This is a genomic window from Micromonospora sp. CNZ297, from assembly GCF_007827625.1.
The window spans coordinates 64,253-79,340 of record NZ_VISU01000020.1 but is presented as its reverse complement, the minus strand read 5'-3'; the positions used below and the strand labels follow the sequence as shown (position 1 = coordinate 79,340).

The window sequence follows — 15,088 nt, the reverse complement described above, 5'->3', positions numbered from 1 at the left end:
TGGCCGTGTCGGGTTCGTCGGACGGCACGGTGCGGGTGTGGGACGTCGACGGCGGCCGGCTCCTGCGGACGTTGACCGGACACCCGATGGCGGTCACCTCTGTGTATCTCGGTTCGGACCAGCGGTCGGTGCTCTCGGCCGGCTACGACGGGCTCGTGCGAAGCTGGGATCTGGCGTCGAGCCGGACCGGCCCGCGAGTCCTCGGCCGGCACCGAGAGCGCATCTGGATGGTGTCGGCGGGTGTGACCGGCGCGGTGGCCGCCTCCGCCGGGGCTGATGGAACCCTGCGGACATGGGATGTCGCCCGAGCGGAGGTTCTCGAGACCTACGACCTGAAGGAGCCGGTCACGGCCTGTGCGCTGGTCGAGGTCGAGCACGGGTGCCTCATCGCGTACGGTCAACGCGACGGTCGGTTCGGCCTGCTGTGGCTGGCGATGGATGACTCGCCGGTGTCGTTCGGTCCGGCCGGGGTTTCATGATGGTCGAGGCGCTTGCACTGGTGGCAGGCGGAGTGGATACGCAAAGGCCAGCTACGAGGGCGAGGCGCGTGCGGCAGTTCATGCCGTCCACGACGAGGGCCGTCCGGCGGTGCTGCTCACCGCGCGCATGCGGTCTGAACTGTCTCCTCTGGTTGGCCGAAGCTAACAGACCGCGGAACTGGCGGGCTCCTGGAGCGCTCGGTCGGGCCACCGGATATCGCGGCGCCGCCATGCGGGGTGCGCCTGACCCGTCGGCCCTCCATCTGACGAGGGCACGGATAATTACCGCTCGCCCGGCCGCGCTTCCTGCTCAACTCGCGCGGCATGAAGGACCAGCGCGGGCTGATGCGGAGCTTGGGCTCGGGGCGGCGCACACGCAGTTTGACCTCGACACCGCGGCGATGCGTCAGCGCCTGCTGTTGGGAAACGGACACGCCCGCGCGGTGGGCGAACGGTTCCGAGGCGCCGCGCCGCACTCGCTCCTCATAGGCGAGCGCCGAGGGATAGCCGCGCTCCGGCTGGAGCTCGCGGCCCGGGTGCGTGCTAGCCAAGATCGCAGGAAACACTCTCAACGAGACAGCCCCGCAGGGACCTGTGGCCCTAGCCGGGTTAGCGAGCAGTGATCAGGGTTGGTCGAGGATGCCGGCGAGGCGCAGGCGTTGCTGGTGGGTGTGGAGAAGGTCGGCGGCTGCGGCGGAGTCACCGAGGGCGTTTAGTTGGTCGGCGGTGAGCTGGTGGAGCTGCTGGTTGTAGGGGTCGATGCGGATCGCCGCTTGGAGCAGCCGCAGGCGCTCGTGCGGGTCGGTTTGTGCTGCTGCGGCGTTGGTGTGGGCGTCGAGTACCAGGCGGCGTGTGGCTTCGCGGGGTGGGTCGATCCATGGCCAGGTGTGGCCGGCGGCAAGGTCGCCGGTATAGGCGTCGATCACGGCCTGCCACCTGCCGGGTACGTCTGTGGTGGCGCTGTGGTGGGCGGCGGCCTGCAGTCGCCACAGGTCCACGTCGGTGCGTGGCTCGAGGTGGTAGCGGTCCTCAGTGTGGACAACCACCTGCTCGGCGCCGGTGCCGCGGATGGTCGAGCGTAGGTCGCTGAGGGTGGTATAGAGGCGGCCGGTGACGGTATGGGCGGGTAGGCCGGCCCAAAGGGCGTGTACGAGTTGCGTGGTGGTGGCGCCGTCGGGGTGTACGGCGAGGAAGACGAGGATTTGCAGGGCGGCGCTGCGGCGGATGGCGACCTCTTTGCTCTCGATGAGCAACGCCGGGCGACCGAGTACCCGCAGCTGGACCGCGGCCTCTGCGGCCTCGCTGGGCTGCCGCGGTGTGGGCGGTGGGACTCGGGTGGCTTGGCGGGGGATCTTTGCCTGTGCCCGGTTGATCGGCCGTACTGGTACGGATGCGGCGGGCTCGGGTGCTGCGGTGGTGGGTTGGGCCAGGACGGCGAGCAGGTCCGTCGCGGCGGTGCTGTCGAGGACACACATCCGTGGCCGGGGTTGCCCGGTCTGGTGGTCCACGGTGTGGCCGTGGCGGTCGACGCGCCAGGTGGGTAGTGGTGCTCCGGCGTCGAGGGTGACGACACGGGCGTTCGGCCGGAGGTTCGGTGGTGCCGCCGTCGCGGGTTCGGCGGTCAAGACGAGGCTGGGTATGCCGCGGTCGGCTGCGGTTGACGTGCTGGATGCAGGTAGCAGGGCGGCGGCCTGTTCGAGGGTGTCGATGACGTGCAGGCCCGGGATGGTGGCGGCGGTCTCGGCGACGCTGGGCAGGAGCCTGGCGAGGGCGCGGCTGGTGACGATCACCGGGGTCGTGTCGGCGGGGTCGCGCAGCGCGGTGAGGAGCCTGGTGACGAGGAGACCTCTGGCGGCGTGGTCGGCCCCGTGACCGGCGAGACGTAGGCCGGCCGGGGGCAGCGGCGCCTGAATGGCGCCGGTGGTGGCTGCTGGTGGTGGTTGGTCGGCGATGGCTGCCTGAACGGCGGTGACGGTGGTGGGCAGGGGTATCAGCTGGGTGGCGTCGGTGTCGGGTTGGCCGGGTTGGTGGGCGCGACGGCGGCGTAGCCACACCAGGGCCGCTGCGGCGGCGATGTGGTGGGCGGTGTCGTCGGGTAGCCAGCCGCCGGGCACGACCACCCCGCCCTGCTCGGTCTGGGGCGTAGCGGAGGGGTGCTGGAGTTCGTCGGCGGTGACTGGTGTCGGCGGATCTGGTGGATGGGTGGTGGGGGTGTGGGCGGTGGTGAGGGCGGCTGCGCCGGCGATGCTGGTGGCGGCGGCCTGCCATGGGGTGGGTAGCGGCAGGTGGCGTACCCATCGGGTGCCGGCGCGCAGTCGGCGGGCGGCTGTCACGGTGATGGTGTAGGCCATGCCGAGCCACAGCAGCCAGGCCACGGCGATGAGCCCTGTGGTGAGGGTTGCCGGGGTCAGCGGGTCGGTGAGCCAGTCGCGTAGCTGCGCGCTGGTCGGCCAGCCGGGCAGGTGCGCTCGGGTGAGGGTGGTCAGCAGCCACGGCGGTACCGCCAGGACGGCGAGCACGACGGTAGCTCCTGCGAGTCGCCGGGCCCCGTTCACCGCAGCTCCTCCCCCACGTGCGTCGGGTGGTATCCGGTTGGTGGGGTCATTGCGGCGGCCGGTGGGGGTGGTGGGGGCGTAGGAGGTGGGTCCACATCTGGCGTAGCCACCAGGTGGTCACGGCGATGGCGTAGATGGCGCCGAGGATGCCGGAGGCGGGCCAGGAGACCAGGGCGGCGGTGATGACGGCGAGGGGTGCGCTGAGGATCAGGCGCAGGATCGGCTGGGACACGACGGCCATGACGGTGCCGATGCCCAGGAGCAGGCCTCCGACTCGGCCGGCGAGGTCGATCCAGAGGATCAGGTGGGGCCACCGGTCGGCGGTCAGGCTGTATTGGATGAGCAGCATGCCGGCAGCGGCGGTGAGCACGGATCCGGTGGGGAAGGCGAGCAGTTTCGACCATCCGCCCGCGGGGGTGCGCCATTGCCGGGCGGCGATGAGGGCCATGACGGCGGCGGCGGTGATGGTCGGGGTGATCGGTAGCAGTGTCCAGCGCAGGAAGCCGTTGACGGGGTAGCCGACGTAGAGGCTTCCGACGACGGCGTACATGCCGCTGACGGCGACGCCGAGGGAGGCCGCGGCGAGGATGCCGGTTCCGGTGTGTGCGCCGGGGCTGGTCGGGGTGGTGGTGCGGTTGGCGATGGTGGAGGCGAGGACGGTGCCGGCGCTGAGGCAGGCGATGACGGCGAAGACGGCGGCCATTGTCAGCTCGCCCCAGTTGAGGATCGCTTCGCGGTACATGAGGGAGCCGCGCCACTCAGGCGTGAGCAGGAACTGGGAGACCAGAGCGAGGGACGCGAAGCCGGGTAGGGCGATCGCGGCCGCGCGCCGCACCGGCGGCACCGGCTCCTCGGGCGTGGTGGGTTCGGTGGTGGTGTTGGTGGCGCCTGCGTCGGCGGCGCCTCGGGCTGCGGCCAGGGTGGGCTGGTCGACGAGGGTGGGGGTGATGCCGGCGTCGGTGAGGGTCTGTGCCAGCAGGGGTAGGCGGGCGGTGCCGCCGACGCAGTAGACGCCGGTGAGGTCGCGGGGTGTGAGTTCCGCGGCGGTGATCGCTTCGGTGGTGAGGTGGGCGATGCGGTGCAGGACGGGCTGGGCGGCTTGGTCGAGCAGGCCGGTGTGGAGTACCACGGCCGGCCCGTCGGGGAGGGGCACGGTGACGGCCGGATGGTCGGTCAGGGCGTGTTTGCCGGCGCGGAGGCTGGCCGTCATGGCCCATCGTTGCCCGCCGGTGCCGGGTGGGCTGGTGGTGAGTGTGGTGGTGAGGGCGTCGTCGATGGCGGTGCCGCCGGCGGTCGGGTCGGCGAGGGTGGCGAGGACTTCGAAGCCTGCGGGGCCGCGGCGCAGGACGCTGACTTCGGCGGTGGCGCCGACGTCGCAGACGGCGATGTAGGCGCCGACGGGCAGCTGCAGGCCGGTGGCGAGCAGGTGCCCGGCGACGGCGGTCGGTGCGTCGATCATCTGTGGTGGTGGGAGGCCGGCGCGGTGTGCGGCGTGGCGCATCCAGGTGCGTCGTCGCGGGCCCCAGCCTGCCGGGACGACCAGTCGCACGTCGTCGATGCCGGTGCTGGCAATCTGGTGGGCTTGCTCGGCGACGTGGCGCAGGGTCGCGGCGACCAGATCGAGCGGGTCGACGTCGGTGTCGGCGACGGTGAGGCGCTGCTCGGAGGGTTGGCGGGGGTGCGGGATGAACCGGTGCGGTGTGACCGGCGCGGCCCGCCACGCGTGGTGGCCGGTCACGGTGGTGCCGTCCTCGTTCAGGAGGACGGCGCTGGGCAGGGCGGGTTCGCCGTCGAAGAGCAGCGGCGTCCAGGTGCCGTCCGGCCATGCCAGTACGGCGGTGGTGTCGACGCTGCCGTAGTCGATCGCCAGCCGCACCTGCCCCGATCGCATGGATGTCAGTCAAACATGAAGATCTCATTCACGTCATCCCTGAATCACTCACCGCAACCGGCCACGGCGCCCGGCACGGTCACAACAGTGAACGCCGGGACTGACGATCGCCCGTGCCACCTGCTGGTGGCGTCTGGCCACTTGACCTGCAGCGGCATCGTCAACGGCATGCCGCGCCATCGATCATTCGTCAGGAGGACACCATGCATGACTCCACCAATCCGATCTCAGCGCACGGACAAGCCGTGGCGAGCCGATGGACGCAGGCGGCGTTGTCCTGCGAGCCCGCGGACCAAGCGCGCGCGGAGGCAGCCGTCCGCCTCGCCTACCGCAGCGCCGGGCATCCCGAGCCGTCGCGGTTCCTGTGGTGCCCCTCTCCCCCGGCCGCCCCTGCAGCAGGTGCGGCAGCTCCTCGACGACGGACACCCGTCGCTGGTCGCCTCGATCCGCCGCGGCGCCCTCAACGGTGCGCTGGCAGCAGCACGAGGCCCGATTTGGGAGCAGACCAGCGACCACGACCAGTTCACCGCCTTCGGCGAGTTCCACGACTTCATGGAATGGCACGGCTACTACGGCGAGCAGCGCTACGACGGCTTCGAGGCCCGCTACAACCTGATGGAGCACCGGTACCTCTGCAACCCGGTCACCGAGGGCGAGCGGTCCGCGCTCACACCGGTGCTGCAGGCGGTACGGCAGGTGTATGAGCAGGTGCTGGGTCCGGTCTGGGCGGCGGTCGACCGCACCCTCACCGGCGGCTACATCATGCAGTTCGCCTGGTTCTGGAGCGACGAGCAAACGATCGTGAAGCGCGACGACGAGGGACGCGCCGTGATCCGTTACTGCCTGAATCCTCGCGACTGGTTCTTCGATCCGGCCTGGAACCTCTACCCCGACTGGCTTGTGCTCGCCGCGATCGACACCTACCAGCAGGTGCTCGGTACAGCACCCACCCCAGGGTGGGAGGGATGCCGTGACGTGGCACTGGCGGCCGGGCCGTGGTGGCCCCTATCGGGGGTGGCCGTGATGATGCAGCGCCCCACCGTTCTGCGAGTCACCGGCGACGGCCTGCTGCACGGCGTCGACGAGCCTGCCGTTGTCTGGCCCGACGGCAGCACCGTGTGGGCCCGTGACGGTGCCATCGTCCCAACCGGGTGATCGCCCTGCCGGCGGGATCAGCGCCTCATCCGATTGCGCCTCGGCGCTGGAGGGCGGGTCCGTGTGGCGACCCGCCCTCCAGCGCGTCGGCGCCGCCGTCCGCGGGCGCGCGGGCGGAGCCGATGACGAATGGCTCAGACGTTGCCGTGCGTCGGTGCTTGTGCGGTCAGGCCTGAGGCGGTGCGAGGAGTTAGGAGCTGCAGGTGTTCAGCATGCTCTGCAGCGCGGACTTCTCCGACGACTGCAGGCTCAACCCCCAGTTGTACTTCACGGTGATCCACATCTTGCTGTAGGTGCACCGGTACGACGACAACGGCGGCTGCCACGTCGACGGGTCCTGGTCACCCTTGGACTGGTTCACATTGTCGGTCACGGCGATCAACTGCGGGCGGGTCAGGTCGTTGGCAAAGCTCTGCCGCCGGCTGGTGGTCCAACCGCTGGCGCCTGAACGCCACGCCTCGGCCAGGGGCACGACGTGATCGATGTCGACGTCGGAGGCGGCGGTCCAGGTCGCGCCGTCGTACGGGCTGTACCAGCGGCCCGAGGTCGCCGCGCAGCTACTGTCGGTGACCACGGACGTGCCGTCGCGCTTGAGGACCGTCTCGCGGGTGTTGCAGGCCCCGCTGATGGTGATCCAGTGCGGGAACAGATCCCGGGAGTACCCACTCGTCGACCCCTCGTTCTTCACCGTTAGAGCGTTGAGCTGCGACTGGGCGCTCGCCTTGGACGGAATGCCGGGCGGTGTCGCCGAAGCGACCGAGGCGTCGACGGCGACCAGGCCAGCGCTGGCGACCATCACGGCCGCTGCCCCGGTCAGGGCACGCCGTGCCACCGCAGATGTGGTGAGTCGTCGGGTGAGTCGCATGAGGGCCTCCTCGGGCATCCGTCGTGGACAGCGACCATCTCGCCCCATCATGTCCATCGATTGTCACCACTGTGAAGAGCGAGGAATGCTCCCGCGAACCCTGATCGCTGCTGTTCCCTGTCCGCACCACCGGCCCCGGGCGAACTCGCCTGCCCGCTGCCCACAGCCGATCGCGCCTGTCGAGATGGCGGCGAAACGGCGATCAGCAACGATCCGACGTCCTTGCCGCCACGTCCAAAGCTGACCGCCGCTGACCGTCGTCAGCCACTCGAACGGGCACGCGAGGGACACGCGACGCCTCACTCGTCGGTGGTCGGGCGAAGGCGTTCCCACTGCGGGTCGTAACAGACCAGCCCGTGGTTTGCCGCCATGCGAGCCGCCTCGGCCGACACCTCCTCGCACATGCTGTACCTCATGGTGAAGTAGACGAAAGGGCCCGATGCCTCGTCCATCAGAGGACCAGCAGACCACGGGCTCACGTCGTGCTCGTCATCAGTCATCTCGACCCACCGCTCAAGCAGCGCCAGGACGTAGGCACGGATACGCGGGGTCGGCGGAAGTTCCTCACCCTCCATGTACAGGGCGTAGAGCTGGTCGTAGGCCTCACCCGCAGCGCCGTCGTCGGCTGGCAGCTCACCCTCCCAGACCGCCAAGTCGTAACTCATGCCGGCAGTCTGCCCGCCATGCCCGACGCAGCCGTAGATACCAGCGGGCTGACGCTGGCTGAGCTGTGGATTACAAGATCAAGATGCGCGACCCGTCGACCTTCACACCTGGCCGTCTATCAGCGGAAGCACCTCTCGGCATCTCTCACCACTCCCCCACCACCCGGCGACCTCTTGCGGACTGAATGCGGACTGTCGCCGCTGCCGCAGCCCGTCTGGCTACTACCGTTTGAGCGCGAACTACCCTGACCGCCGTGACGACGATCGAGCAGCTTGAACGGAGCGCGTGGCCGGATCCCGCTCCCGACGCTACGTCTCTCGTAAGACGTTGCACCGAACTGCGACGCAAACCGCTCGCTGAGTTCACGGTCGAAGACCTGCGCATCATGCTCGGGCAGGAGATCGGCGTGCCGGCGCTGCTGCCTCTCGCGGTACAAGTACTGCTCCGCGACCCCATGACGGAAGGCGACTACTACCCGGGCGACCTGCTCTCCACAGTGCTGCGGCTTCCCGACTCAGCGTGGCTGAACCTGCGAGGGGAACGGAAGCGGCTGGCATCAGTGCTGGCCAAGCTCCTGACCTGCCCGCCGCTCTCCAATCCTGATCTTCGACCTCGCGACCCGGACCGACTGCTTCGCGACGACATCATGCGGTTCCTTGGTCGATGAGAGCGGATCTCCTCGTCGGGCAGTCGTAGACTGAACCGCCCCGGATCTTGTAGAGACCCTCCGGCAACCGGGGTCCCACGGTCCCATGGCCGGTGGGCCAGACCGGCGGCGAGTTGGTCTTGCCAACCCTGCCGAGTCCGGCTGCCACCTGACACACGACGGCCCCATCCCCTGTTGCCGCGATGTCGGTGGCGTGGCCAGCGGGGCATTCCTGCCGACACTGCTCCACCGGCTGGCCGCGTGCCCCCGGAATGCTCGACAGGGGCAGCTGCCGGAGCCGTGCGACGATACTTCGATGAACCACAGCAGCGTCGGCTTGGTCATCTGGGACGTTGACGGGACGCTCATACCCGCTGATTTGCGCTGGCTGACGCGCGCGATCGCTCGTGCGTACGGCATCGCGGAGTCCGAGGTTGTCTTCCCTGACAAGAAGGTGCATGGGTATACGGACGAGTCGATCGCCGTGGACACGGCGATCGCGTCGGGCGTGGACCCGTCAGCTGCGGAGGCGGGCATACCCGCCTTTCGTCAGGCCATTGCCGCGGTCATGCAAGAGGGTCGGCAGGAGTTGGCTGAGGTTCAGCCGCCGTATCCAGGCGCCGTGGCGAGCATCGCGGAGCTGCACGAGCGTGGCTTCATCCAGACCGTGCTGACCGGGAATCTGCGTTCGGCCGCCGACGTGAAGCTGCACGTGGCGGGCTTGGATGAGTTTCTTGATCTTCGCATCGGCGGGTTCGGATCGGACGCTCGCGATCGCTTTCAGCTTCCGGCGGTCGTAACGCAGCGCTATTCCGCGATCTACGGTGCTCCGCTCGATCCTGCTCAAGTGATCGTCATCGGGGATGCGCCTAACGACATCGCTTGCGCACGTCACGCCGGCTTTCGTGTCGCTGTGGTCGCTCACCGGCTTAGGCGTCAAGAGCTGGTCTCCTACGAGCCTGACGTGGTACTAGAGAATCTTGACCCGATGACAGTGGTGGCCGCCGTCAGTTCGCTGTTGAGTGCGGGCGGGTCGTCAGCTGCTTGTTAGGCGGCCATCTGCTCCTCGAGTTCGAGGACAACTGGCTCGTCACGCCATCGTGCCAACCGCTGTCGGGCTCGTTGGGCTCGAGCGATGCCTCGATGGTTTCCGCCTGCTTTTAGCTGGTCGTAGGTGTGGCCAAGCAGGGTGCAGGACTGTTCAAGTTCGCCGGCCTCGGCGTAGGCGCTGGCGAGGTCTACGGCTGCTGCCAAGGCGACGTTGACGTTGGCGTGGTCGTGTTCCAGCATCTGTACTGCGCTTTCGAGCACGGTCACGGCCTGGCGGGGCTGGCCAAGGAGGAGATGGCATGTGCCCGCATAGACGTGGAGGCGGGCGCCGCTCCAGTCGCTGTAGAGACCGACACAGTCAACAGGAGACAGATCGTTGACCGCTTCTTCTGCCCGCTTCAAAGCCGCCGTGGCCTCGCGTGGAAGTCGCAGGGCGGCGAAGGCTTGGGCCTGTTCGGCAGCTAATCGAGCTCGTGCGGCGGAACTGAGGTCGGTGGACGCGCGGGCGGCCTCGTCGAGTAGTCGCAGGCCAATCATAATGTCACCGTCTGCTTCGATCAGTGTGGCGGCTTCCGAGTGAAGGTTGCTCTCGAAGATGCGTGCGGTCGCGCTGACCCTGTGGTTACCCAGCCTGTCGCCGAGCTGGCGAGCGTAGGCACAGTGAGCAAGCGCGAGGGTTCGGTTGCCCTGTGCGCTCCACAACCGGCTAGCGACGATCGAGGCTTCGGCGAGCATCGCTCCGATGTCAGTACGAATGGGCGCATGGCCGGCCTTGCGGTATAGCGTGGACAGGCAATCACGGTGGGCCTCGATCAGACCGAGTAGCGCGTCGGGCGACACGGCCTGGCGCTGCTGGGCCAGCATGCTGGTGAGCGTGGAGAAGCTGTTCCACTCGCCCATCAGGTAGTCGGTTCCGGACGTGCGCGCGAGCATTTCCCCGGCTTTCGAGGAGTACGACGGCGCCCCAGCCGCCTGGAATTCCTGAATGGCAGCCACGCCGTTTCGCACGCGCTTGGTGCTGGCGAGTCGGATGCGATCGTATTCCCGGGACAGCCTGCCGTCGGTTCCCAGCAGTTCGTCGCTCCGGGTCCAGAAGTCACGCCCTACGCGCTGACGGCCGGTCTCCACGTTGGCGATCGTGCTTCGCCCATACCTCACCAGTGGCGCAAACGTCTCTTGCGTGTAACCAGCGGCCTTGCGGCTGCGCGCAAGCATCTGACCAAGGGCGCTCCAGACATTGGCCACGTCTTGCGGTGGCACGCTCGGCATCAGCAGCTCCCGACTAGTACGGACGCTCGCGCAGGGGCGAGACGCGGTGGCCTGGGAGCACTGTAGTGCAGGATCGCGATGCGTAGGCCAACCAGCGGCTTCTTCCAACAATCTCCGACAAAGTTCCAACATCACACTCGCAGGTGGTCCGAACTCGCGTGACCTGCGATTCCGCGTCCGTGACCTAGAGCTGGCCGAGGCTGACTATGAGCTTGCAGCCAAGTACCGCGTTGAGGAAGCCGATCGACAACGAGATGGTGTGCGCCAGCACGAGTGCGTGATCCTCAACCCCGACCGCCAATGAAGGGGCGTCTTGTCAAGGAATTGTCAGACGTTGACGATGAGCCTTGCCGACCTCGAGCGTATTCGCCTTCAGTCACTCTCGTCGCCGATGGCGCATTCCGCGTTTCGGTCCTGAACGCCTTACCACCGAACCCATCACGGACTGCGTTCCCGGCGGCACAGGTACCGATGATTGATTGACGAAATCTGAGGGGGATCCCGGATGCCGGATCATGATGAGCTGAAGCGTTACGGCTACACACAGGAGTTGGCGCGCCGCCTTCGATTCCGGGACCTGGTCGCGTATGGCTTGGTGTATATGGTGCCGATCGCGCCGATGGCGATTTTCGGCAGCGTGTACGCCGGCTCCGGCGGGATGGTGGCCCTGGCGTACGCGGTCGGTGTGGTGGCGTTGGTGTTCACCGCGTTCTCGTACGCGCAGATGGTGAAGGCGTTCCCGATGTCGGGAAGCGTCTACAACTACGCCGGCCGGGGCATCAGCGCGCCGGTCGGTTTTCTGGCCGGTTGGGTGATCCTGCTCGACTACGTTCTCGTGCCGGGCTTGCTGTATCTGGTGGCGTCGGTGGCGATGCATGCCACCGTGCCGGCGGTGCCGGTGTGGTTGTGGCTGCTGGGGTTCGTCGCGGTGAACACGGTCGTCAACTCGGTCGGCATCCGCATGACCGCGATGGTGACTCGGGTGATGCTCGTCGGCGAGCTGATCGTCCTGGCGGTCTTCCTGGGCGTCGCCTGCTGGGCTCTCGCCTCGGGTAGGGGCCGGTTCAGCTGGGACGCGTTCTACGACGCCGACACGTTCACCTGGTCGGTGGTGGCGGGGGCGGTGTCGATCGCTGTACTCAGTTTCCTGGGTTTCGACGGCATCAGCATGCTGGCCGAGGAGGCCAAGGGCGGTTCTCGGCAGATCGGCCGGGCGATGGCCACTGTCCTCGTCCTGGCGGGGGTGTTGTTCATCGCGCAGACGTGGCTGGCCGCGATGCTCGTCCCCGACCCGGGCGTGCTTCTAGCGCAGGGTGATCCGAACGGCACTGCCTTCTACGGCGCGGCCGCGGTGGCTGGCGGTGGCTGGCTGGCGACGCTGTGCGCGGTGGCGACGGCGATCGCATGGGGTCTGCCGAATTCGATGGTCGCGCAGGTCGCGACGTCCCGGCTGTTGTACGCGATGGCCCGCGACCGGCAGCTCCCGAGCTTCTTGGCGAAGGTGTCGGTACGCCGGAACGTGCCGATCAACGCGACCCTGCTCACCGGCGCCGTGTCCCTCGCCCTGGGCCTGTACATGGCCACCCGCGCTGACGGGATCACCCTGCTGTCGTCGCTGATCAACTTCGGGGCGATGGTCGCGTTCCTGGTCCTGCACGTCTCCGTCGTCGTGCACCACCTCATCCGGCGGCGCAGCGGCAACTGGTGGGCGCACCTGGTCATGCCGGGGATCGGGTTCGCGATCTTGGCCTATGTGGTGGTGAACGCGAACATCGCCGCGCAGCGCCTCGGCCTGGCCTGGCTCGCTCTCGGCATGGTCGTGCTCGCCGGTCTCTACCTGTCCGGCCGCCGCCCGTCGCTGTCCGGCCTGGCGCCAGTGCAGCGGTCCGCTCGTGACCTGGAGCGGGTGTGACCACGATGTCTTCCGGAAGTCACTTCACGTATCGGCCGGCGCGTGACGAGTTGGCCTACACCTTCGGCGGGCGGATCCCTGTGGCGCATGTGCGCTCCGGTGACGTGTTCACCGTGCACACCGAGGACTGCTTCGGCGGCCGGGTGCGCGGTCCGGCGGATCTGCCGTCGCAGGTGTGCGCGATGCCGTATCTGAATCCGGTGTCGGGGCCGTTCTTCGTCGAGGACGCCGAACCCGGCGACACCCTCGCCGTCCACATCGCCTCGATCGTTCCGGCTCGGGACTGGGGTGTGTCCGCGACGTTCCCGTACTTCGGGGCGCTGACCTCGACCCCGCACACCGCGACCCTCCAACCACCCCTCGACGAGCGCGTGTGGGTCTACCACATCGACCCCACCGCCGGAACCGTGCGGTACTGCGCCACCACCAGCGACAACAGCGTTGAGCTGCCGCTGGATCCGATGATCGGCACGATCGGCGTCGCCCCCGCCGCGATGGAAACGCGCGCCACGATCGTCCCGGACTACTACGGCGGGAACCTCGACACACCCGAACTGCGCGCCGGCACCACCCTCTACCTCGGCGTCAACGTCCACGGCGCGCTCCTCGCCCTCGGTGACGGACACGCCCGCCAAGGCGAGGGTGAAGCGTGCGGGGTCGCGGTGGAGATCGCCACCGTCACCACCCTCGCCGTCGAGGTCATCAAGGGCGGCCGTCCCACCGCGTGGCCGCGGCTGGAAACAGACACCGCGATCATGTCCGTCGGCTGCGCCCGACCACTCGAGGACGCCTACCGCATCGCCCACCAGGACCTCACCACCTGGACCGCCGACCTGTGCCGTCTGGACACCCTCGACGCCTACCAGCTCATCTCCCAAGCCGGCCGGGCGCCGATCGGCAACGTCTGCGACCCCAACTACACGGTCCTCGCCGCCATCGACAAGGCCCACCTCCCCCAGCCGCAGCCCGCCTACGCAGACGCCCACGCCCGGCTCCGTGACCTCATCCAGGGGCAGCGATGACCGCTTCGGTGCCCGGGCTGCCGCTGCGCGACGAGCTGTACCTGCTGGCCCACAACGACGACACCGGCCAACCCCACATCCACCGCCAAGCCCTGGCCCTCGGTCTCGCCGGCGCCGTCCTCATCGACCTCGTCCTCACCGGCCGCACCACCCTCGACGGCCACGGCCAGGTTGGGGAGCAGCGGGTTCGGTTGCACATCGACCGGCCCGTCGGCGACCTCATTACCGATGCCGCCCTCACCAGCCTGCGCCACACCCGGCCCGCCCCACCGCTGCGCCACTGGCTGCGCGGGTTCGCCGACGACCTCTACGAACGCACCCGCGCCGGCCTGCACGCCGCAGGGATCCTCCGCCACACCAGCCACCGCCGACTCGGCGGACTGATCCGCGCCGACACCTACCTGCCCACCCACCAGCGGTGGCCCGTCATCGCGCGCGCTCGCCTGCGCTACCTCGCCGACGGGCGCGAGCAACCCGACAACCACACCGCCGCCCTCGCCGGACTCGTCGTCGCCCTCAACCTCACCGGTCACCTCTATCTCCACGACGACACCACCACCGTCGCCGCCCAGCTGCGCGCCATCGCCGAGCAACACCACCGGCCCGTCCGCGACATCACTACCGCCGTCGACGCCGCCATCGGCGACCTCGCCACCGCCACCTACCGCTAACCACGAGGAAGGAACCCCCGACACCGTGATGCTCCCCTCGACGGTCCCCACCCGCCTGGCGGTGAACCTGGTCGGCAGCGTCCTGCTCGCCGACTGCTTCGCCAGCTCCCCCGGCCATCCGAGGCCCGCGTCGACCGCGCCCACGGTCGCCGGCAGCCGATCCGCCACCACGCACCCCAGCGCCACCGGGCCAGGATTGACCCCGTGGCAGCGGCTCACCGCCCTCGCCGACCCCATCGACACCACACCCGGCGAGGCACCGAAGAAAACGAACGAGCACCTGCCCGGCGGCTTGCACCCATACCTGCCCGACGCACTCCTGGAAGACGCGGACGTGCTGGCCGGGGCGGTAGCGCCCGGAGAACTGGCCACCGACCTCGCCTATTCGCGGGTGCTCATCAGCGGTGTCGTCGCGCTCGTGAGCAGCCAGTACCTCAACCAGGACCTGCGGGCGACGAGCCTGCGTGTCATCGCCGACATCCCCGGCATCACCTACCGCGGCCAAAGCACCGACCTCGTCGGCTGCACCGGCCTGACGTTCACCGTCACCGCCGACGGATCCACCTCGCAGCTCCTGGTCGACCCGCAAATCGGCGAGGTCCTCGCCGCGCACGAACGGCTGACCGGCCGCCGGGCGGGCCTGTTCTCGTACGTCCTCATCCTCGAACGCGGCCACACCACCCACGCCGGCGGCCCCGTCGGACCCTGACCGGCCGGCCACCAACCTCCACCGTCGCAGGCGCGATCAGCAGCAGGGGTCGCCCAAGCTGCGACGCGTAGCCACGGCAGCACCAGGCCACCGAATCATCGCCACCGCCTACCGACAACGGCGAAGGAAAGAGGTACTTCCTCATGGATCTACGAGCGTGGGCCGGCTCTGGCCGTCGAACGGGCCCGAGCGAGCAAC

13 protein-coding genes are annotated in these 15,088 nt (G+C 68.8%); 8 read left to right on the top strand and 5 right to left on the bottom strand.

The features are described from left to right. Nucleotides 1-5 precede the first annotated feature (5 nt). Entirely contained in the window at nt 6-479 is a 474-nt protein-coding gene (locus FB454_RS27400) for a WD40 repeat domain-containing protein (protein WP_486485470.1), read from the top strand. Nucleotides 480-1,102: 623 nt separating this feature from the next. On the opposite strand, the gene FB454_RS27395 is transcribed toward FB454_RS27400, so the two are convergent. Beyond that, a complete protein-coding gene (locus FB454_RS27395; RefSeq protein ID WP_145823785.1) occupies nt 1,103-3,034 on the bottom strand; it encodes an AfsR/SARP family transcriptional regulator in 1,932 nt (643 codons plus the stop codon). 46 nt (nt 3,035-3,080) lie between these two features. Then, the gene (locus FB454_RS27390) at nt 3,081-4,925 is read right to left on the bottom strand and encodes an Hsp70 family protein (protein WP_013284964.1); all 1,845 of its coding nucleotides are present in this window, start codon (nt 4,923-4,925) and stop codon (nt 3,081-3,083) included. A gap of 399 nt (nt 4,926-5,324) precedes the next feature. On the opposite strand from FB454_RS27390, the gene FB454_RS35060 reads away from it, so the two are divergent. Then, entirely contained in the window at nt 5,325-6,080 is a 756-nt protein-coding gene (locus FB454_RS35060) for a DUF6745 domain-containing protein (RefSeq protein WP_013284963.1), read from the top strand. Nucleotides 6,081-6,270: 190 nt separating this feature from the next. Here the strand turns inward: FB454_RS35060 and FB454_RS27375 are convergent, their stop codons facing one another. Both FB454_RS27375 and FB454_RS27370 read right to left on the bottom strand, forming a co-directional pair. Then, entirely contained in the window at nt 6,271-6,945 is a 675-nt protein-coding gene (locus FB454_RS27375; RefSeq protein ID WP_013284962.1) for an HNH endonuclease family protein, read from the bottom strand. Nucleotides 6,946-7,244: 299 nt separating this feature from the next. Next, entirely contained in the window at nt 7,245-7,610 is a 366-nt protein-coding gene (locus FB454_RS27370; protein ID WP_013284961.1) for a hypothetical protein, read from the bottom strand. Nucleotides 7,611-7,864: 254 nt separating this feature from the next. Here FB454_RS27370 and FB454_RS27365 point away from each other — a divergent pair, with 254 nt between their 5' ends. Both FB454_RS27365 and FB454_RS27360 read left to right on the top strand, forming a co-directional pair. Then, entirely contained in the window at nt 7,865-8,278 is a 414-nt protein-coding gene (locus FB454_RS27365) for a contact-dependent growth inhibition system immunity protein (protein ID WP_041798886.1), read from the top strand. 295 nt (nt 8,279-8,573) lie between these two features. Next, the gene (locus FB454_RS27360) at nt 8,574-9,308 is read left to right on the top strand and encodes an HAD family hydrolase (protein ID WP_041798884.1); all 735 of its coding nucleotides are present in this window, start codon (nt 8,574-8,576) and stop codon (nt 9,306-9,308) included. On the opposite strand, the gene FB454_RS27355 is transcribed toward FB454_RS27360, so the two are convergent. Beyond that, nucleotides 9,305-10,576: a helix-turn-helix domain-containing protein gene (locus tag FB454_RS27355; RefSeq protein ID WP_013284958.1), complete on the bottom strand. Its 1,272-nt coding sequence runs from the start codon at nt 10,574-10,576 to the stop codon at nt 9,305-9,307. The genes FB454_RS27360 and FB454_RS27355 overlap by 4 nt on opposite strands. 505 nt (nt 10,577-11,081) lie before the next feature. Here FB454_RS27355 and FB454_RS27345 point away from each other — a divergent pair. The 4 genes from FB454_RS27345 to FB454_RS27330 are packed head-to-tail and all read left to right on the top strand — an operon-like array spanning nt 11,082 to nt 14,890. After that, nucleotides 11,082-12,488: an APC family permease gene (locus tag FB454_RS27345; protein ID WP_013284957.1), complete on the top strand. Its 1,407-nt coding sequence runs from the start codon at nt 11,082-11,084 to the stop codon at nt 12,486-12,488. 5 nt (nt 12,489-12,493) lie between these two features. Beyond that, on the top strand, nt 12,494-13,510 hold the full coding sequence (locus FB454_RS27340; RefSeq protein WP_041799197.1) for an acetamidase/formamidase family protein: 1,017 nt from the start codon (nt 12,494-12,496) through the stop codon (nt 13,508-13,510). Beyond that, a complete protein-coding gene (locus tag FB454_RS27335) occupies nt 13,507-14,181 on the top strand; it encodes a GOLPH3/VPS74 family protein (RefSeq protein WP_013284955.1) in 675 nt (224 codons plus the stop codon). Before FB454_RS27340 ends, FB454_RS27335 begins: the two co-directional genes overlap by 4 nt. Before the next feature lie 28 nt (nt 14,182-14,209). After that, a complete protein-coding gene (locus FB454_RS27330) occupies nt 14,210-14,890 on the top strand; it encodes a hypothetical protein (protein WP_013284954.1) in 681 nt (226 codons plus the stop codon). Nucleotides 14,891-15,088: the final 198 nt, after the last annotated feature.